Origin of the sequence: Arenimonas terrae (genome assembly GCF_006265115.1) — a bacterium.
Lineage (GTDB): Bacteria > Pseudomonadota > Gammaproteobacteria > Xanthomonadales > Xanthomonadaceae > Arenimonas > Arenimonas terrae.
Window position 1 is genome coordinate 148,046 of sequence record NZ_SMDR01000002.1, and the last position, 15,405, is coordinate 163,450.

Genomic DNA, 15,405 nt, shown 5'->3' on the forward strand with positions numbered 1-15,405 from the left:
ACATCGGCGCATTGTCCGCGAAAGCCGCACGATGTTCGATTTCCTGAAGAAGAAGCCAGAAAAGCCCGAACCGGCCAAGCCTGCCGAGGCCCCCGCACGCTCCGGTTTCAGCCCCGAAGACCTGGCCCGCGCCTTTACCGTGCACCAGGAGGAAAAGGCCGCCCGCGCCGAGGCCGAACGCGCCGAGGGCCGCGAGGCCATGAAGGGCGTGCTGGGCACCAGTCTGTTCGCCCGCAGCCTGGGCGGGCTGTTCTCGCGCAATCCCAAGCTCGACGAAGACCTGCTCGACGAGATCGAAACCGCGCTGATCGGCGCCGACGTCGGCGTGCCGGCCACCACCGAAGTCATCGAGCGCATGCGCAGGCGCATGAAGGCCCGCGACTTCGCCGACGCGCAGGCCCTGCTGACCGCGCTGCGCAACGACCTGCTGGCCATGCTCAAACCGGTGGCCAAGCCGCTGGAGATCGACCCCGCGGCCAAGCCCTTCGTCATCCTCACGGTCGGCGTGAACGGCGTCGGCAAGACCACGACCATCGGCAAGCTGGCGCGGCGTTTCCAGCTCGACGGCCATTCGCTGATGCTGGCTGCGGGCGACACTTTCCGCGCCGCCGCGGTCGAGCAGCTCAAGATCTGGGGCGAACGCAACAATGTCGCCGTGGTCGCGCAGGGCCAGAACGCCGACGCCGCCTCGGTGGCCTACGACGGCATCCAGGCCGCCAAGGCGCGCGGCATGGACATCCTGATCGCCGACACCGCCGGCCGCCTGCACACGCAGCAAGGCCTGATGGCGGAGCTGGGCAAGATCCGCCGCGTCATCGCCAAGGTCGACGAGACCGCGCCGCATGAAGTGCTGCTGGTGATCGACGGCACCACCGGCCAGAACGCGCTCAACCAGCTGCGCCAGTTCCACGCCGCGGTGCGCGTGACCGGCCTGGTGGTGACCAAGCTCGACGGCACCGCCAAGGGCGGCGTGGTGTTCGCGCTGGCCCGCGAGTTCGGCATCCCGATCCGCTTCATCGGCCTGGGCGAAAAACCCGAGGACCTGCGCGTGTTCGATCCCGAAGGTTTCGTCGATGCCCTGCTGCCCGGAACCCTGGGGGCCGGGTGACGGAGCCGGCGCGCAAACGCCGCTGGCCGAAGTTCTTAGCCGCCTTCGCGGTCCTGCTGCTGATCGGCGCGTGGTGGGTGAACCGGCAGCTGGAGCCGAACCGCCTCACCGCCCTGGTGCTCGACCGCGCCGGCACCGCCCTGGGCCTGGAGCTGACGATCGAGGGCACACCGGAATACGCGCTGCGGCCCGAGCCGCGCCTGGTGCTGCCGAAACTCACCGCCCGCCAGCCCGGCGCCGCCGCGCCGCTGCTCACCGCGGCGCGCGCTGAAGTCTCCCTGCCCTGGTCGACGCTGACCGGCGGCGAATCGCTGGTGATTACCCGCATCGAGCTCGACGCGCCGGCGCTCGACCTCGAAGCGCTGTCGGCCTGGCAGGCGACTCGTCCCGAGGCGCCGTTCGAACTGCCGACGCTGACCCGCGGCCTGGCGGTGAACGAAGGCCGCGTCATCGGCGACGGCTGGACGCTCGAGGCCCTGGCGCTCGACCTGCCGGAACTGAGGCCGGGCGACCCCGCGCGCGCCGTCGCCAGCGGCCGCTTCGAACAGCCCGGCACGCGCCTGGACTTCGACGCCGACCTGGACCTGGCGGACGCGGGCCTCGCCTCCGGGATGACGCTGCGGATGCAGGGCCGGCTGAAGAACGCCGACCTGGATGTTCCCTACCTGCTGGAGCTCGACGGCGCCCTGGACGCCGAGCGCGAGCCGATGACGCTGGCCATCACCCGCCTCGCGCTCGACTCCGAAGGCGTGGTGCCGGACCTCTCGGCCGCCGGCAACGTGTCCTTCGGCGAGGCGCTGGCGCTGGACCTCGCCGGCGAACTGGCGTCCTGGCCCGCGGCCTGGCCGACCCTGCCGGCGCCGCTGTCGGATTCCACCTCGCCACTGGCCTACACCCTGGCCTACGACGGCCCGGGCGACCTGTCCGCCGACAGCCGGCTGACCCTCAAGCGCGACGACACCACCGCCGCCACGACGCTGGCGCTGCCGGAACTCATGGCCTGGCTGGACGATCCCGAGGCCGCGCCGCTGCCGCCACTCGAGGCGACCCTGTCGACGCCGAGCGTGGTGATGGACGGCGTGACGCTGGAGGGCGTGCGGATCAGCATCGAAGAGGACGATGCGGAAGCGGAAGGCCAGGCGGGCGAGGACGCGGCTTCCGAAGAGACGCCATGAAGACGTTCGCGTCGCGGCTCTTGCTTTGGTTCGACACCGACGGCCGCCACGACCTGCCCTGGCAGCATCCGCGCACACCCTACCGCGTGTGGCTGTCGGAAATCATGCTGCAGCAGACCCAGGTGCAGACCGTGATTCCGTACTACACGCGTTTCCTGGACGCGCTGCCCACCCTGCCCGACCTCGCCGCCGCGGAGTCCGACCACGTGCTGGCGCTGTGGGCGGGTCTGGGCTACTACGCCCGCGCCCGCAACCTGCACAGGGCGGCGCAGGTCTGCGTCGCCGAACACGGCGGCGACCTGCCGCGCGAATTCGAGAAACTCGCCGCGCTGCCCGGCATTGGCCGCAGCACCGCCGGCGCGATCCTGGCGCAGGCGCACGGCGACCGTTACGCCATCCTCGACGGCAATGTGAAGCGCACGCTGGCGCGTTTCCACGGCATCGCCGGTTATCCCGGCAGCGGCCCGGTCGAAAAGCAGATGTGGGCGCTGGCGGAAAGCCACCTGCCGCCGGACCGGATGGCCGACTACACGCAGGCGATCATGGATTTCGGCGCCACCCTGTGCACCCGCCACGATCCCGCCTGCGTGCTGTGCCCGCTGCAGGACGACTGCGTGGCGCGCATCGAGGGCCGCGTCGAACAGCTGCCCGAAGCCAAACCCGGCAAGCCCCTGCCCGAACGCCGCACCCTGATGCTGCTGGTGCGCGATGCCGAAGGCCGCGTGCTGCTGGCGCGGCGTCCGCCCACCGGCGTGTGGTCGGGCCTGTGGTCGCTGCCGGAAGCCGGCGACCACGACGAGGCGCGCGCCTTCCTGTCGCGCCACACCGCCGCCGATTTCGACGCCGCGCAGGTGCTGCCGCTGATCGAGCACACCTTCAGCCACTACCGCCTGCACATCGAGCCGATGAGCTGGCGCGTGCCCGCCGCGCGCGACGCCGTGGGCGACACCCCCGACCTGCGCTGGCAGCCCTTCGACCGACTGGCCGAGCTGGGACTGCCCGCCCCCGTGAAAAAACTGCTGGGAAACCTGACGCCATGAGCCGCACCGTCTTCTGCGAAAAACTGCAGCGCGAAACCGAAGGCCTGGCCTTCGTGCCCTGGCCCGGCGCGCTGGGCAAGCGCGTGTTCGAACACATCGGCCGCGAGGCCTGGCAGCAGTGGCTGGCGCACCAGACCATGCTGATCAACGAGAACCGGCTCTCGCCCATGGACCCGAAACACCGGGCCTTCCTGGAGACCGAGATGGAGAAGTTCCTGTTCGGCGGCGGCGCCGACAAACCCGCCGGCTACGTCGCGCCCGAGGCCTGAAACACGAAGCCCGCGCTGTCGGCGCGGGCTTCGGGGTTCTCTTGACCGTCGCGGTCAGGACTTGGCGAGTTCGCCGCCGGCCGCTTCATCCGCGCGCATCGCTTCGACGTTCACCGGGCGGATGCGGTCGATGCGGCAGATGCCGCCGTTGGGGCTGTGCAGGTAGCCGTTGGCCTTGAGGTCGGCGAAACCGCCGCTGGTGGCGATGCGGAACTGCTTGTCGAGCGTGCGGCAGGAGGCGCTGGGGCGCAGGTCCACCAGCCAGGCCTTCTCCCTGCCCTGCCAGAACAGGATCTCGCGCTCGCCCAGCAGCTCCCAGGAATTGGAGAAGGCCGAGCGGCTGCGCTTGCGCGGGAAGAACGTGACGTGGTCCACCGGCTCGCCGGCGTGTTTGATCGCCAGCGCCAGGCGCGCCGGATCGTCGGGGTCGGACGCATGGGCCGGGGCGGCCAACAGGCCGCAGGCGAAAAGCGCGGCGGCGGACAGGGCGATCAGGGACGTCTTCATGGGCGCAGCTCCTGGAAGGATGGCGGCCGGGCCGCCGGTGGGGGCAATCGGAAACCTACGCCCGGCCGGCCCTACGCCGCATGAATGCTGGGGCCCGCGTTCAGTCCCCATCGCGGCCCCAAGGCCGCCCCGGGATCGGCTTGCCTCGCCCGGGCCGGTTCCGCTAGAATCTCGCGCTCGCTCCGGCCCCGCCCGGAAGCGTTTCAAGCCAGTCTCTGGCCGAGTAGCTCAGTTGGTAGAGCAGGGGATTGAAAATCCCCGTGTCGGCGGTTCGATTCCGTCCTCGGCCACCATGATTCTGCAAGAAGGCCCGCGCTCAGTCGCGGGCCTTCTTCTTTTGGTTCTTTCAGCCCTGCCCCGCTTCCAGGTGCGTCAGGTACAGCCGCAGGTCGAACTCCAGCTGGTGGTAGTCCGGCGCCATGTGCGTGCACAGCGCGTAGAAGGGCTTGTTGTGTTCGGCTTCCTTCAGGTGCGCGAGTTCGTGCACGACGATCATCTTCAGGAACTCGGCGGGCGCGTCGCGGAAGACGGTGGCGATGCGGATCTCGCGGGTGGCCTTCAGGCGACTGCCCTGCACGCGCGAGATCGCGGTGTGGGTGCCGAGCGCGTGTTTCATCACCTGCAGCTTGCCGTCCCAGGCGACCTTGGCCAGCGGCACCGATTGCCGCAGGTGCCGGTCCTTGAGCTCCTGCACGTAGTCGTAGAGCTGGCGGTCGCTGCGCACCGCGTGCGCTTCGCCGTATTTTTCCGCGAGCATCGCGCCCAGCCGACCCTTGTCCATCAGCTCGCGCACCTGCTGCAGCAGGTGGTCGGGATAACCGGCGAGGTATTTCCAGGGCTGCATCGGGGCGTGGGCCGGGGGCGGTGCGGACGGCGCTATGATGTCGCGGAAATCCCCCACAAGACAGCGCGACATGGCCAAGCCCAACCCCCTCCAGGAACAGCTGCTCAAGGCGGGCCTGGCCAAGAAGTCCAAGGTCACCGAGGCTGCGCGCGAACAGCAGAAGGCGCGGCAGGCGAAGGAATCGACCGAGTCCGACCAGATCCGCCGCGAGGCCGAACGCGCCCGCGAACTGAAAGCCGAGAAGGACCGCGCGCTGGAAGCCGAACGCAAGGCCAGGGCGCGCGCCGCCGAACTCGCCGCGCAGGCCCGGCAGATCATCCAGGACAAGAAGCTGCCGCGTTCGGGGGAAAGCGAATACCGCTTCAGCGCCGACGGCGCCATCCGCACGATCCTGATCAACGACGACCAGCGCCGCCTGCTGGCGGCCGGTACCGTGGTGATCGCCCGCCACGGCGACCGCTACGAGCTGCTGCCCCGCGCGGCCGGCGAGAAGGTGCGCGAACGCGACGCCAGCCTGATCGTGCTCGACCACGGCCAGGCCAGCGGCGCCGCGCCCGCCGACAGCAGTTCGGAAGACGACGCGTACTACGCCCAGTTCAAGGTGCCCGACGACCTGGTCTGGTGACCGCCGTTTGCTGGCGGTTCTCGCCCGCGGTCTTTGGACCAGTCTTTCCCGAAAAACCCGGCTAGTCGGCCCCGCGCCGCGCGACCAGACTTCGGCTTCCGATTCCCTTCCCGGAGTAGCCCGATGACGCTGTCCATGTCCGCCCTCACCCTGCCCGCCGTCGAACGTGCGCTCACCAACCTCTCCGCGATCCTGGACAAGGGCCTGACCCACGCGAAAGCCACCGGCATCGACCCCGACACCCTGGTGCAGGCGCGCCTGGCGCCCGACATGCTCACCCTCGCCGGCCAGGTCCAGCGCGCCAGCGATTCGGCCAAGGGCCTGGTGGCGCGGCTGGCCGGGGTCGACAACCCGTCGATGGCCGACGACGAGACCAGCTTCGCCCAGCTGCAGGACCGCATCGCCCGCACCCTGGCCTTCGTGCGCGGCGTGGATCGCAAGCTGCTCGACGGCAGCGAGACCCGCACCGTCACGCTGCCGGTGCGCGGCCAGACGATCACCCTGGGCGGCCAGGCCTATCTGATGGGCTTCGCCCTGCCCAACATCCATTTCCACGTCACCACGGCCTACGCGATCCTGCGGCACAATGGCGCACCGCTGGGCAAGCTCGACTATCTCGGGCCCCTGGCCTGAGACCGCGAGGCCGCCGATGTCCAACCGCTCCAAGTCCCCGAACAAAGCCCCCGGCGAGAAGCTCGCGAAGGCGATCCCGGCCGAAAACCTGGGCCAGCCGCACGCCGATCTGCGCGACGAGAAGGGCAAGCTGCTGGGCGCCATCGTGTTCAAGGACGGGCAGTGGGTACTGGGCCTGAACGGCAAGATCGTCGGCGACACCGACAGCGCCGCGCACGTGCTGGCCATCATCAAGCGCGCCGCGGCGATGCTGCGCGCGCAGGGACGCGAGGTGCAGCTGGTGTTCTCCGTGCCGCTGCGCGAGGCCGCCGACAAGGAAGTGGCGGCGCTGGGCATGAGCTTCGAGCAGTTCCAGGCCCGCCTGGAGCAGGACATGTCCAGCAAGGGCGCGGCCACGCCCTGAGCCCTGCCGCGCGGCCGCAATCTGGCGCCCACCGGACATGCGGCCAGCCCGTACGGGCTGGTATGCTCAGGCGGTTTCCAACGCCGCCGGTGCCGCCCATGCGCAAGCTTCCGATCCTGCTGTCCCTGCTGCTGGTTTCCCTGCTCGCCGCCTGCTCCAGCGGCCCGCCCAAGCGCATCTTCCCGCCCCAGGCCAGCCTGCAGGAACTGCGCGTGCAGGACGACGGCCAGTGGGTCGTGCATATCCGCGTCCAGAACTTCAGCACGGTGCCGATGCGCTTCTCGCGCCTGCAGGCCACGCTCACCCTCGCCGGCCAGGAAACGACCCGCATCGACATCGATCCGGCGATGAGCGTCGGCCCCGGTTCGATCGAGGTCGTGCAGCACGTGTTCGCACCGCCCGCGGGCCCGCGCACCGCGGTCAGCGACGCGTTCGCCAACCGTCGCGCGGTGCGCTACCAGCTCACCGGCCGCATCGCCAGCAGCGAGCACGGCACCGACGAGGCATTCGACTACTCCAGCGCCCTCAACCCCGTGCCCGGCCTGACCGGCGTGCTGCGCTGACTTCCCGAGGATTCCAGGCATGAACCGCTACACCGCCCCCGTGCGCGACATGAAGTTCGCGCTCTACGACGTCATCGAAGCCGACAAGCTCTACCAGAAGCTCGGCGCCGAACACGCCACCCGCGACCTGCTGGACGCGGTGATGGACGAAGCCGCGCGTTTCACCCAGACCGTGCTGGCCCCGCTCAACGGTGTCGGCGACGAAGCCGGCTGCGTGTTCGACAAGGCCACCGGCGACGTCGCCACGCCGCCGGGCTTCAAGGAAGCCTATGCGCAGTTCGTCGAGGGCGGCTGGAGTTCGCTGACCGCGCCCGAGGCCTTCGGCGGCCAGCACCTGCCGGAAAGTTTCGGTGCCGCGCTCAAGGAAATGATCGACGCGGCCTGCCTGGCCTGGGGCAACTATCCCCTGCTCTCGCACGGCGCCACCGAGGCGCTCAAGCACCACGGCGAGCCCTGGCAGCAGGAGGTCTTCCTCAAGCCCATCATCGCCGGCCAGTGGACCGGCACGATGTGCCTGACCGAGCCGCACTGCGGCTCCGACCTGGGCCTGCTCAAGACCAAGGCCGAACCGCAGGCCGACGGCTCGTACAAGGTATCCGGCACCAAGATCTTCATCACCGGCGGCGAGCACGACTTCACCGACAACATCGTGCACCTGGTGCTGGCGCGCCTGCCGGACGCGCCGGCGGGCGTGAAGGGCATCTCGCTGTTCATCGTGCCCAAGTTCCAGGTGGCGCGCGACGGCACGGTCGGCGCGCGCAACGCGGTGCGCTGCGGCTCGATCGAACACAAGATGGGCATCCACGGCTCGGTCACCTGCGTGATGAACTTCGACGGCGCCCAGGGTTACCTGATCGGCCAGCCGAACAAGGGCCTCAATGCGATGTTCACCATGATGAACACCGCGCGTCTCGCCGTTGGCCTGCAGGGCCTGGCCCTGATCGACCGCGCCTACCAGAACGCCCTGGCCTACTCGCGCGACCGGCTGCAGGGCCGCGCGCTGTCGGGCGCCAAGAATCCCGACAAGCCGGCCGACCCGCTGATCGTGCATCCCGACATCCGCCGCATGCTGCTCACCTGCAAGGCCCTCGCCGAAGGCGGCCGCATGCTGGCCCTGCACGCCGCCACCCTGGTGGACGTGCTCGAGCGTTCGACCGACGCCGAGGAGCGCAAGCAGGCCGACACGCTGCTCGGTTTCCTGACGCCCATTGTCAAGGGCCTGCTGACCGAATGGGGCAACGAGTGCACCTACCACGCGCTGCAGTGTTTCGGCGGCCACGGCTACGTGCGCGAATGGGGCATGGAGCAGCTGGCGCGCGATGCCCGCATCACCACCATCTACGAAGGCACGACCGGCATCCAGGCCCTGGACCTGCTGGGCCGCAAGACCATGCAGCTGCAGGGCGCGGGCCTGCAGATGTTCCTGAAGATGATCCAGGAGTTCTGCACCCGGCACGCCACCGACGCCTCGATGACCGAGTTTGTGCTGCCGCTGGCCGAGATCGCCAAGCAATGGGGCGAGCTGACGATGGAAGTGGGCAAGAAGTCGATGGCCAATGCCGACGAAGTGGGCGCGGCCTCGGTGGATTACCTGTTCTACTCGGGCTACGTCGCGCTGGCGTTCTGGTGGGCGAAAGCGGTGGCGGCGGCCGAGGCCGGCGACCACCCCGCGGGCTTCAAGACCGCCAAGCGCGAGACCGCGCGTTTCTACTTCGCGCGCATCCTGCCGCGCACGCAGACCCACGCGGCCGCGATGCGCAGCGGCAGCGCCAACCTGCTCGCGCTGGACGCGGCGCTGTTCGACAGCTGATCCGGACGCGGCGCGACATCGGGGGCCCGCCGCCTGGCAGGCCCTTCTTTTTGGCGTCGTTCGCGTCCCGTCGACAAATATGAACGCGAGGAATCGGGTTTCGCCGGGCTCCGTTCGCGCGGGCCTACACTCCGGGCATGGAACCGCGCACCGCCCCACCGCAGGAGCACGGCACTGCGCCGCGACGCCGCCACCAGGCGCTGGCGCTGCTTGCGCTGCTGCTCCTGCTGCTGTGGCTGCTGTTCGACTGGAACTGGTTCAAGGGCCCTATCGAACGCCGCGTTGAAGCGGCGACCGGCCGCGAGTTCCGCATCGAGGGCGACCTCGACGTGGACTGGGCCTGGATGCGTCCGACCGTCATCGCCGACGGCGTGGTCCTGGGCAACGCCGACTGGGCCGACACACCGGAGATGTTCCGCGCCGGCCACGCGGCGATCGAATGGTCGCTGTGGCCGATGCTGCGCGGCGACTGGCACCTGACCGCGGTACGGCTGGAGTCTCCGGTGCTGAACCTGCAGCGCGACGCCGAGGGCCGCGCGAACTGGGATTTCGACGACCCAACGCCAGCCGACGATACGCCCGCGGACCTGCCGCGCATCGACCAGCTGCACGTCGAGGACGGACGCTTCACCTTGCGCGAGGCGGAACTGCGCACCGACCTGGCCGTCGCCGTGCGCAGCGTGGACGAGCCCGACGCGCAGGGCGCCGCGGCGCCGCTGGTGCTGTCCGGCGACGGCCGCTACCGCGGCAATGCCTTCACGCTTCAGGGCCGCATTGATTCGCCGCTGGCCCTGGCCGAAGACGGCAAACGATTCCGCGTCGACCTGGAGGCGCGCGCCGGCAAGACGCGGGCCCGCGCCTTCGGTGGCCTCGACCGGCCGCTGCAGCTGCAGGATTTCGACCTGGGCTTCGAGATCGCCGGCGCCGACATGGCCCAGCTTTACCCGCTGCTGGGCCTGGCGATCCCGCGCACTTCGGCCTATTCGCTCGAGGGCAAGCTGACCCGAACCGGCGCCGTGTGGGGCTATCGCGACGTCAGCGGCGTGGTCGGAGATTCCGACCTTGCCGGCCAGATCAGCGTGGACACCGGCCGCGAGCGCACCCTGCTCACCGCCGACCTCGTATCGAAAAATCTGGACTTCGACGACCTCGCCGGCTTCATCGGCGGTACGCCGCGCCAGGGCGAAGGCAACCGCCCGACCCCGCCGACCACCACCGGCCGCCTGTTCCCGGCCAAGACCTACGACCTGTCCAAGCTGCGCTCGATGGACGCCGACGTGCGCCTGCGCGCCAACCGCCTCAATGCCCCGGGCCTGCCGCTCGAGGCGATGGACGCGCACCTGGTGCTGGTGGGCGGCGACCTGCGCCTGGATCCGCTCGACTTCGCCGCCGCCGGCGGCGACATCGCCGCGCGCGTGCACCTGGATGCGCGGTCGGATCCGATCGCCGCCGACATCGACCTGCGCGGAAGACGCCTTGAGCTTCCCAAACTTTTCCCGAAGGCGGCGCCGGAAAGCACCGGACGCGTCGGCGGGCGCGTCCGCATCGGTGGGCACGGCAATTCGATCGCGGCGCTGATGGCCACGGCCGACGGCGACATCGGTGTGGCCATGGGCCCGGGCCGCATCAGCAACCTGACCCTGGAGCTGGCCGGCCTGGACATCGCCGAGGCGCTGAAATTCCTGATCGGCAAGGACAAGGTGGTGCCGGTGCGCTGCGGCTTCGCCGACTTCAAGGTCAAGGACGGCGTGATGCAGACCCGCGCCTTCGCCTTCGATACCACCGACACCCTGCTGCTGGCGGAGGGCGAGATCCACCTGGGCACCGAGCGCCTGGACCTGCTGCTCAAGCCGCGCCCAAAGGACGCGAGTCCCTTCAGCCTGCGCTCGCCGCTGCGCGTGCGCGGCACCCTGCTCGACCCGAGCATCCGACCGCAGGGCGGTCCGCTGTTCCTGCGCGGCGCGGCCGCGGCGGCGCTGTATGCGGTCGCCCCGCCGGCGGCCCTGCTGGCCCTGATCGAGACCGGCCCGGGCGAAAATGCCGACTGCGGGCGCGGGGCCGACGCCCCGGCGGAGAAACCGGCGCCCTGAAACGACGAAACCCGCCGGTGGGCGGGTTTCCTCTTTCGCATTCCCGTGGGGTTTCGGGAAGGCTTCACGAATTGGTCGGGACGGTGAGATTCGAACTCACGACCCCTAGCACCCCATGCTAGTGCGCTACCAGGCTGCGCTACGCCCCGATTCGTGTTTTCCCGGCCGGGGCCGGGCTGGCGATTATACGGAAAACTTCGCCTCAGCGGCGCAGCAGCTGCAGGACTTCTTCCAGCTCCATGCGCACCTGCTTGACGATCTGGGCCGACATGCTGGTCTCGGACCGGCCGGCCTCGCCTTCCAGGCGCTGGCGGGCGCCGGAGATCGTATAGCCCTGTTCGTACAGCAGACCGCGGATCTGCCGGATCATCAGCACGTCGTGGCGCTGGTAATAGCGGCGGTTGCCGCGCCGCTTCACCGGCTTGAGGCTGGTGAACTCGGTTTCCCAGTAGCGCAGCACGTGCGGCTTGACGTCGCACAGCTCGCTGACCTCACCGATGGTGAAGTAGCGCTTCGCCGGGATCGGCGGAAGTTCTCGGTTACTGCCCGGATCCAGCATAAGCCTCCACGCGCTCCTTCAGCTTTTGGCCAGGGCGGAAGGTGACCACGGTGCGAGCGGAGATCGGGATCTCCTCACCGGTCTTGGGATTGCGGCCGGGACGCTGGTTCTTCTGGCGCAGGTCGAAGTTGCCGAAGCCCGACAGCTTGACCTGCTGCCCACGCTCCAGCGCTTCCCTCAACACGTCGAAGAAGGAGTCCACGAATTCTTTGGCCTCGCGCTTGTTCAGACCGACTTCTTCGAACAAGCGCTCGGCCATTTCGGCCTTGGTCAATGCCATTTACCACCCCTGTTTCACGCCGTCGCCGGCGTTTGTTACGACCTCAATCGCGCACCGCAGTCCCTGGCCAGGGCCTCGAGGGCCGTGGCGACGGCCTGGTCGGCGTCGCGGTCAGTCAGGGTGCGTGAAACGTCCTGAAGAATCAAGCCCATAGCCAGACTCTTTGACCCGCTGTCTAGGCCCGGCCCGACGTAGCGGTCGAACAGCCGGACCTCGCGCAGCAGCGGGCCCAGGGCCGCCTGCAGGCTGGCCTCCAGGGCCGCCCAGGGGGTCGTTTCCGGCACGACGAGCGCGATGTCCCGGCGGACAGACGGATAGCGAGAAAGCTCGCCGGCGCGGGGCACGGACCGTTCAGCCAGGGGCTCGAGGTCGAGCTCGAAGCCGACCACTTCCCCCTCCAGGTCCAGGGCCCGGACCAGGCCCGGATGCAGGTGGCCGACCCAGCCGATCTCGCGGCCGTCGCGCCAGACCGAGGCGCTGCGGCCCGGATGGCCGAACGGCCGGGCGTCGGCCCGGAACTCGGCACGGGCGCCAGCCAGGGCCAGCAGGGCCTCGACCTCGGCCTTGAGGTCGAAGAAGTCGACCTCGCGGCTGTCGCCGGCCCACTGTTCGGCGGCCTGCGGGCCGCAGGCCACGGCGGCGATGCGCCGGGTCTCGCGCGGCGCGGCGCCGTCGGCAAGGTGGAATACCTTGCCCAGCTCGAACAGGCGCACGCGGTTCTGCTGGCGGGCGCGGTTGCGCGCCAGGGCGTCGACCAGGCCGGGCAGCAGGGCCGTGCGCATCACGCCGAGGTCGGCGCTGAGCGGATTGGCGAGCGCCACGGCGCCGGCCTCGAGCTGCCAGGTCGCCAGCGTGCGGGCATCGACGAAGGCGTAGTTGATCGCCTCGAGGAAATCGCGGCCGGTCAGCTGGCGGCGCAGCACGCACTCCTCGACCCGGGTTTCGCTGGGCGCCACCAGGCTGACCTGGCCGGTCGGCGTGGTGGTCGGGATGCGGTCGTAGCCGTGGATGCGGGCGACTTCCTCGATCAGGTCTTCCTCGATCGCGATGTCGAACCGGCGCGTCGGCGGAACCACCGACCAGCCCTCCGCCGTGGCGGTGACCTGCATACCGAGCGCGCGCAGGATGCGCTCGACTTCGGCATCGGCCACGGCCAGACCGAGCACGCGCGCCAGGCGCTGGCGGCGCAGCGTCACGGCGACGGGCGCCGCGAGGTGCTGCGGCAGCGTGGTTTCGGTCATCGGCCCGGCCCGGCCGCCCATGATCTGCAGGGCCAGCGCGGTTGCCCGCTCCACCGCGTAACGCGGCAGCTCGGGATCGACGCCGCGCTCGAAACGGTGGCCGGCATCGGTGTGCATGCCCAGCTTGCGGGCGCGGCCGATGATGGCGCTCGGGCGCCAGTGCGCGGCCTCGAAGAACACGCGCGTGGTGGTTTCGGTGACGCGGGTGTCCCAGCCGCCCATGATGCCGCCCAGCGCGACCGCGCGGCCGGCGTCGGTGACGACCAGGAAGCCGGGATCGAGCGCGACCTCGCGCTCGTCCAGCAGTTTCAGGGTTTCGCCCTGGCGCGCGTGGCGCACGACGATCGGGCCGGTCAGCTTGTCGGCATCGAAGGCGTGCAGCGGCTGGCCGAGTTCGAGCATCACGTAGTTGGTGATGTCCACCAGCGGGCTGATCGGGCGCAGGCCGGCGCGCTTGAGCCGCTCGGTCATCCACAGCGGCGATTTCGCCGACGGGTCCAGCCCTTCGATCACGCGACCGCAGAAACGCGGGGTATCGGCGCCGGCCGCCAGTTCGACCGCGAACGCGGCCGGCGTGGCGACGGCGGCTTCCGGGATCTGCAGCGCGTTGACCTGGGCACCGAGCGCGGCGGCGACGTCGAAGGCGACGCCACGCACGCTGAAGCAGTCGGCGCGGTTGGGCGTGAGCTTGAGTTCAAACGCGGCGTCGGGCAGGCCCAGGAAATCCGCCAGTTTCGTGCCGACCGGCGCGTCGGCCGGCAGCTCGAGCAGGCCGGAGGCATCCGGATCCACGCCCAGCTCCTTGGCCGAACACAACATGCCCTGCGAATCCACGCCGCGCAGTTTCGCCGCCTTGATCGCGATGCCGCCCGGCAGGTTGGCGCCAACCTGGGCCAGCGGCGCCTTCAGGCCCGGGCGCGCATTCGGCGCGCCGCAGACGATCTGCACCGTGCCGGCGCCGGTGGCGACCTGGCAGACCTGCAGGCGGTCGGCTTCGGGATGTTTCTCGCAGCTCAGGATTTCCGCGACGACCACGCCGTCGAGGCCCTCGCCGATCACCTGCGCGTCCTCGACCTCCAGGCCGATGGCGGTCAGGCGCGCGGAAAGTTCATCGCGCGAGGCGGCGACGGTGACGTGCTCGCGCAGCCAGCTTTCGGGGAACTTCATGCGAATTGCCTCAGGAAGCGTGCGTCATTCTCGAAGAAGCTGCGCAGGTCGTTGACGCCGTAGCGCAGCATGGCGAAACGCTCCACGCCCAGGCCGAAGGCGAAGCCGGTGTACTTCTCCGGGTCGATGCCGCAGGCGCGCAGCACGTTCGGATGCACCATGCCGCAGCCCAGCACCTCGAGCCAGCGCGTGCTGCCGTCGGGCTGCTGCCAGGCTATGTCCACTTCCGCCGAAGGTTCGGTGAAGGGGAAATAGCTCGGGCGGAAGCGCATCTCGAAATCGCGCTCGAAGAAGGCGCGCACGAATTCGGCCAGCGTGCCCTTGAGGTCGGCGAAGCTCGAGGTCTCGTCCACCAGCAGGCCTTCGACCTGGTGGAACATCGGCGTGTGGGTCTGGTCGCTGTCGCTGCGGTAGACCTTGCCGGCGGCGATCATGCGCAGCGGCGGCTTGTTCGCCCCCATGAAGCGCACCTGCACGCCGCTGGTGTGCGTGCGCAGCAGGCGGCCGTCCGGGAAATAGAAGGTGTCGTGCATGGCGCGCGCCGGGTGGTGCGGCGGGAAGTTCAGCGCCTCGAAGTTGTGGTGGTCGTCCTCGATCTCCGGACCGTCGGCCAGCTGGTAGCCCAGACGCGCGAAGATGTCGGTGATGCGCTCGAGCGTGCGCGAGACCGGATGCAGGTTGCCCGGCGCGAAACCGCGGCCCGGCAGCGTGACGTCGATGGTCTCGGAAGCCAGGCGCTGCGCCAGCGCGGCGGACTCCAGATCGGCCTTGCGCGCCGACAGGGCCTCGGCCAGCGTGTCCTTGGCGCGGTTCACCGCTTCGCCGGCGAGCTTGCGCTGCTCCGGGGCCAGGGCGCCGAGCTGCTTGAGCTGGCCGGTGATGCTGCCGGACTTGCCGAGCAGCGAGACGCGCAGGGCGTCGAGCGCGTCGAGGCTGGCGGCGGATTGGATGTCGGCCAGGGCCGATCGGGTCAGGGATTCGATGTCGGACATGCTCGACTCAGAAGTTCGGGTCCCGGAAAGCAGAAAGGGGAAGGACTCTCGCCCTTCCCCTCTCCATTCTGTCCGAAGGCGATCGCTCGCTCCGGACGG

The 15,405-nt window shown here is 69.8% G+C and carries 16 protein-coding genes and 2 tRNA genes; 11 read left to right on the forward strand and 7 right to left on the reverse strand.

The genetic code is table 11. The features are described 5' to 3' along the window. Positions 1-31: 31 nt before the first annotated feature. The 4 genes from ftsY to E1B00_RS09455 are packed head-to-tail and all read left to right on the forward strand — an operon-like array spanning position 32 to position 3,592. Positions 32-1,108: a signal recognition particle-docking protein FtsY gene (ftsY, locus tag E1B00_RS09440; RefSeq protein ID WP_176693192.1), complete on the forward strand. Its 1,077-nt coding sequence runs from the start codon at positions 32-34 to the stop codon at positions 1,106-1,108. Beyond that, on the forward strand, positions 1,105-2,283 hold the full coding sequence (locus E1B00_RS09445; RefSeq protein ID WP_139448102.1) for an AsmA family protein: 1,179 nt from the start codon (positions 1,105-1,107) through the stop codon (positions 2,281-2,283). The genes ftsY and E1B00_RS09445 overlap by 4 nt, the downstream gene beginning before the upstream one ends. Continuing rightward, a complete protein-coding gene (gene mutY, locus E1B00_RS09450; protein WP_139448104.1) occupies positions 2,280-3,323 on the forward strand; it encodes an A/G-specific adenine glycosylase in 1,044 nt (347 codons plus the stop codon). Before E1B00_RS09445 ends, mutY begins: the two co-directional genes overlap by 4 nt. Then, on the forward strand, positions 3,320-3,592 hold the full coding sequence (locus E1B00_RS09455) for an oxidative damage protection protein (protein ID WP_139448106.1): 273 nt from the start codon (positions 3,320-3,322) through the stop codon (positions 3,590-3,592). The genes mutY and E1B00_RS09455 overlap by 4 nt, the downstream gene beginning before the upstream one ends. Before the next feature lie 54 nt (positions 3,593-3,646). Here E1B00_RS09455 and E1B00_RS09460 read toward each other — a convergent pair whose 3' ends face one another. Then, positions 3,647-4,099 (reverse strand): DUF6491 family protein, encoded by a 453-nt coding sequence (locus E1B00_RS09460; RefSeq protein WP_139448108.1) that lies wholly within the window; start codon positions 4,097-4,099, stop codon positions 3,647-3,649. Between the two features lie 217 nt (positions 4,100-4,316). Here E1B00_RS09460 and E1B00_RS09465 point away from each other — a divergent pair. Continuing rightward, positions 4,317-4,392: transfer RNA gene (locus tag E1B00_RS09465), tRNA-Phe, on the forward strand. A gap of 53 nt (positions 4,393-4,445) precedes the next feature. Here E1B00_RS09465 and E1B00_RS09470 read toward each other — a convergent pair. Then, a complete protein-coding gene (locus E1B00_RS09470; RefSeq protein WP_139448110.1) occupies positions 4,446-4,943 on the reverse strand; it encodes a M48 family metallopeptidase in 498 nt (165 codons plus the stop codon). Positions 4,944-5,013: 70 nt separating this feature from the next. Between E1B00_RS09470 and E1B00_RS09475 the strand changes: the two genes are divergently transcribed. The 6 genes from E1B00_RS09475 to E1B00_RS09500 all read left to right on the forward strand — a co-directional run bounded on the left by E1B00_RS09475 (position 5,014) and on the right by E1B00_RS09500 (position 11,067). Next, the gene (locus E1B00_RS09475) at positions 5,014-5,568 is read left to right on the forward strand and encodes a DUF2058 domain-containing protein (RefSeq protein ID WP_139448112.1); all 555 of its coding nucleotides are present in this window, start codon (positions 5,014-5,016) and stop codon (positions 5,566-5,568) included. Positions 5,569-5,691: 123 nt separating this feature from the next. After that, positions 5,692-6,201, forward strand: a complete 510-nt coding sequence (locus E1B00_RS09480; RefSeq protein WP_139448114.1) for a DUF1993 domain-containing protein — start codon at positions 5,692-5,694, stop codon at positions 6,199-6,201. Positions 6,202-6,217: 16 nt separating this feature from the next. Continuing rightward, positions 6,218-6,604 carry a hypothetical protein gene (locus E1B00_RS09485; RefSeq protein WP_139448116.1) on the forward strand — a complete coding sequence of 129 codons (387 nt, stop codon included), beginning with the start codon at positions 6,218-6,220 and terminating at the stop codon, positions 6,602-6,604. A gap of 98 nt (positions 6,605-6,702) precedes the next feature. Beyond that, positions 6,703-7,167: an LEA/WHy family protein gene (locus E1B00_RS09490; protein ID WP_139448118.1), complete on the forward strand. Its 465-nt coding sequence runs from the start codon at positions 6,703-6,705 to the stop codon at positions 7,165-7,167. 19 nt (positions 7,168-7,186) lie between these two features. Next, the gene (locus tag E1B00_RS09495) at positions 7,187-8,977 is read left to right on the forward strand and encodes an acyl-CoA dehydrogenase C-terminal domain-containing protein (RefSeq protein ID WP_139448120.1); all 1,791 of its coding nucleotides are present in this window, start codon (positions 7,187-7,189) and stop codon (positions 8,975-8,977) included. 137 nt (positions 8,978-9,114) lie between these two features. Further along, the gene (locus E1B00_RS09500) at positions 9,115-11,067 is read left to right on the forward strand and encodes an AsmA family protein (protein ID WP_139448122.1); all 1,953 of its coding nucleotides are present in this window, start codon (positions 9,115-9,117) and stop codon (positions 11,065-11,067) included. A gap of 72 nt (positions 11,068-11,139) precedes the next feature. Here E1B00_RS09500 and E1B00_RS09505 read toward each other — a convergent pair. The 5 genes from E1B00_RS09505 to pheS all read right to left on the reverse strand — a co-directional run bounded on the left by E1B00_RS09505 (position 11,140) and on the right by pheS (position 15,306). Then, positions 11,140-11,216: transfer RNA gene (locus E1B00_RS09505), tRNA-Pro, on the reverse strand. A gap of 53 nt (positions 11,217-11,269) precedes the next feature. Continuing rightward, the gene (locus tag E1B00_RS09510) at positions 11,270-11,626 is read right to left on the reverse strand and encodes a MerR family transcriptional regulator (RefSeq protein ID WP_139448124.1); all 357 of its coding nucleotides are present in this window, start codon (positions 11,624-11,626) and stop codon (positions 11,270-11,272) included. Then, on the reverse strand, positions 11,607-11,906 hold the full coding sequence (locus E1B00_RS09515; RefSeq protein ID WP_139448126.1) for an integration host factor subunit alpha: 300 nt from the start codon (positions 11,904-11,906) through the stop codon (positions 11,607-11,609). Before E1B00_RS09515 ends, E1B00_RS09510 begins: the two co-directional genes overlap by 20 nt. Before the next feature lie 35 nt (positions 11,907-11,941). Continuing rightward, a complete protein-coding gene (pheT, locus tag E1B00_RS09520) occupies positions 11,942-14,314 on the reverse strand; it encodes a phenylalanine--tRNA ligase subunit beta (RefSeq protein WP_139448128.1) in 2,373 nt (790 codons plus the stop codon). Further along, positions 14,311-15,306 (reverse strand): phenylalanine--tRNA ligase subunit alpha, encoded by a 996-nt coding sequence (gene pheS, locus E1B00_RS09525; protein ID WP_139448131.1) that lies wholly within the window; start codon positions 15,304-15,306, stop codon positions 14,311-14,313. The genes pheT and pheS overlap by 4 nt, the downstream gene beginning before the upstream one ends. Between the last annotated feature and the right edge of the window lie 99 nt (positions 15,307-15,405).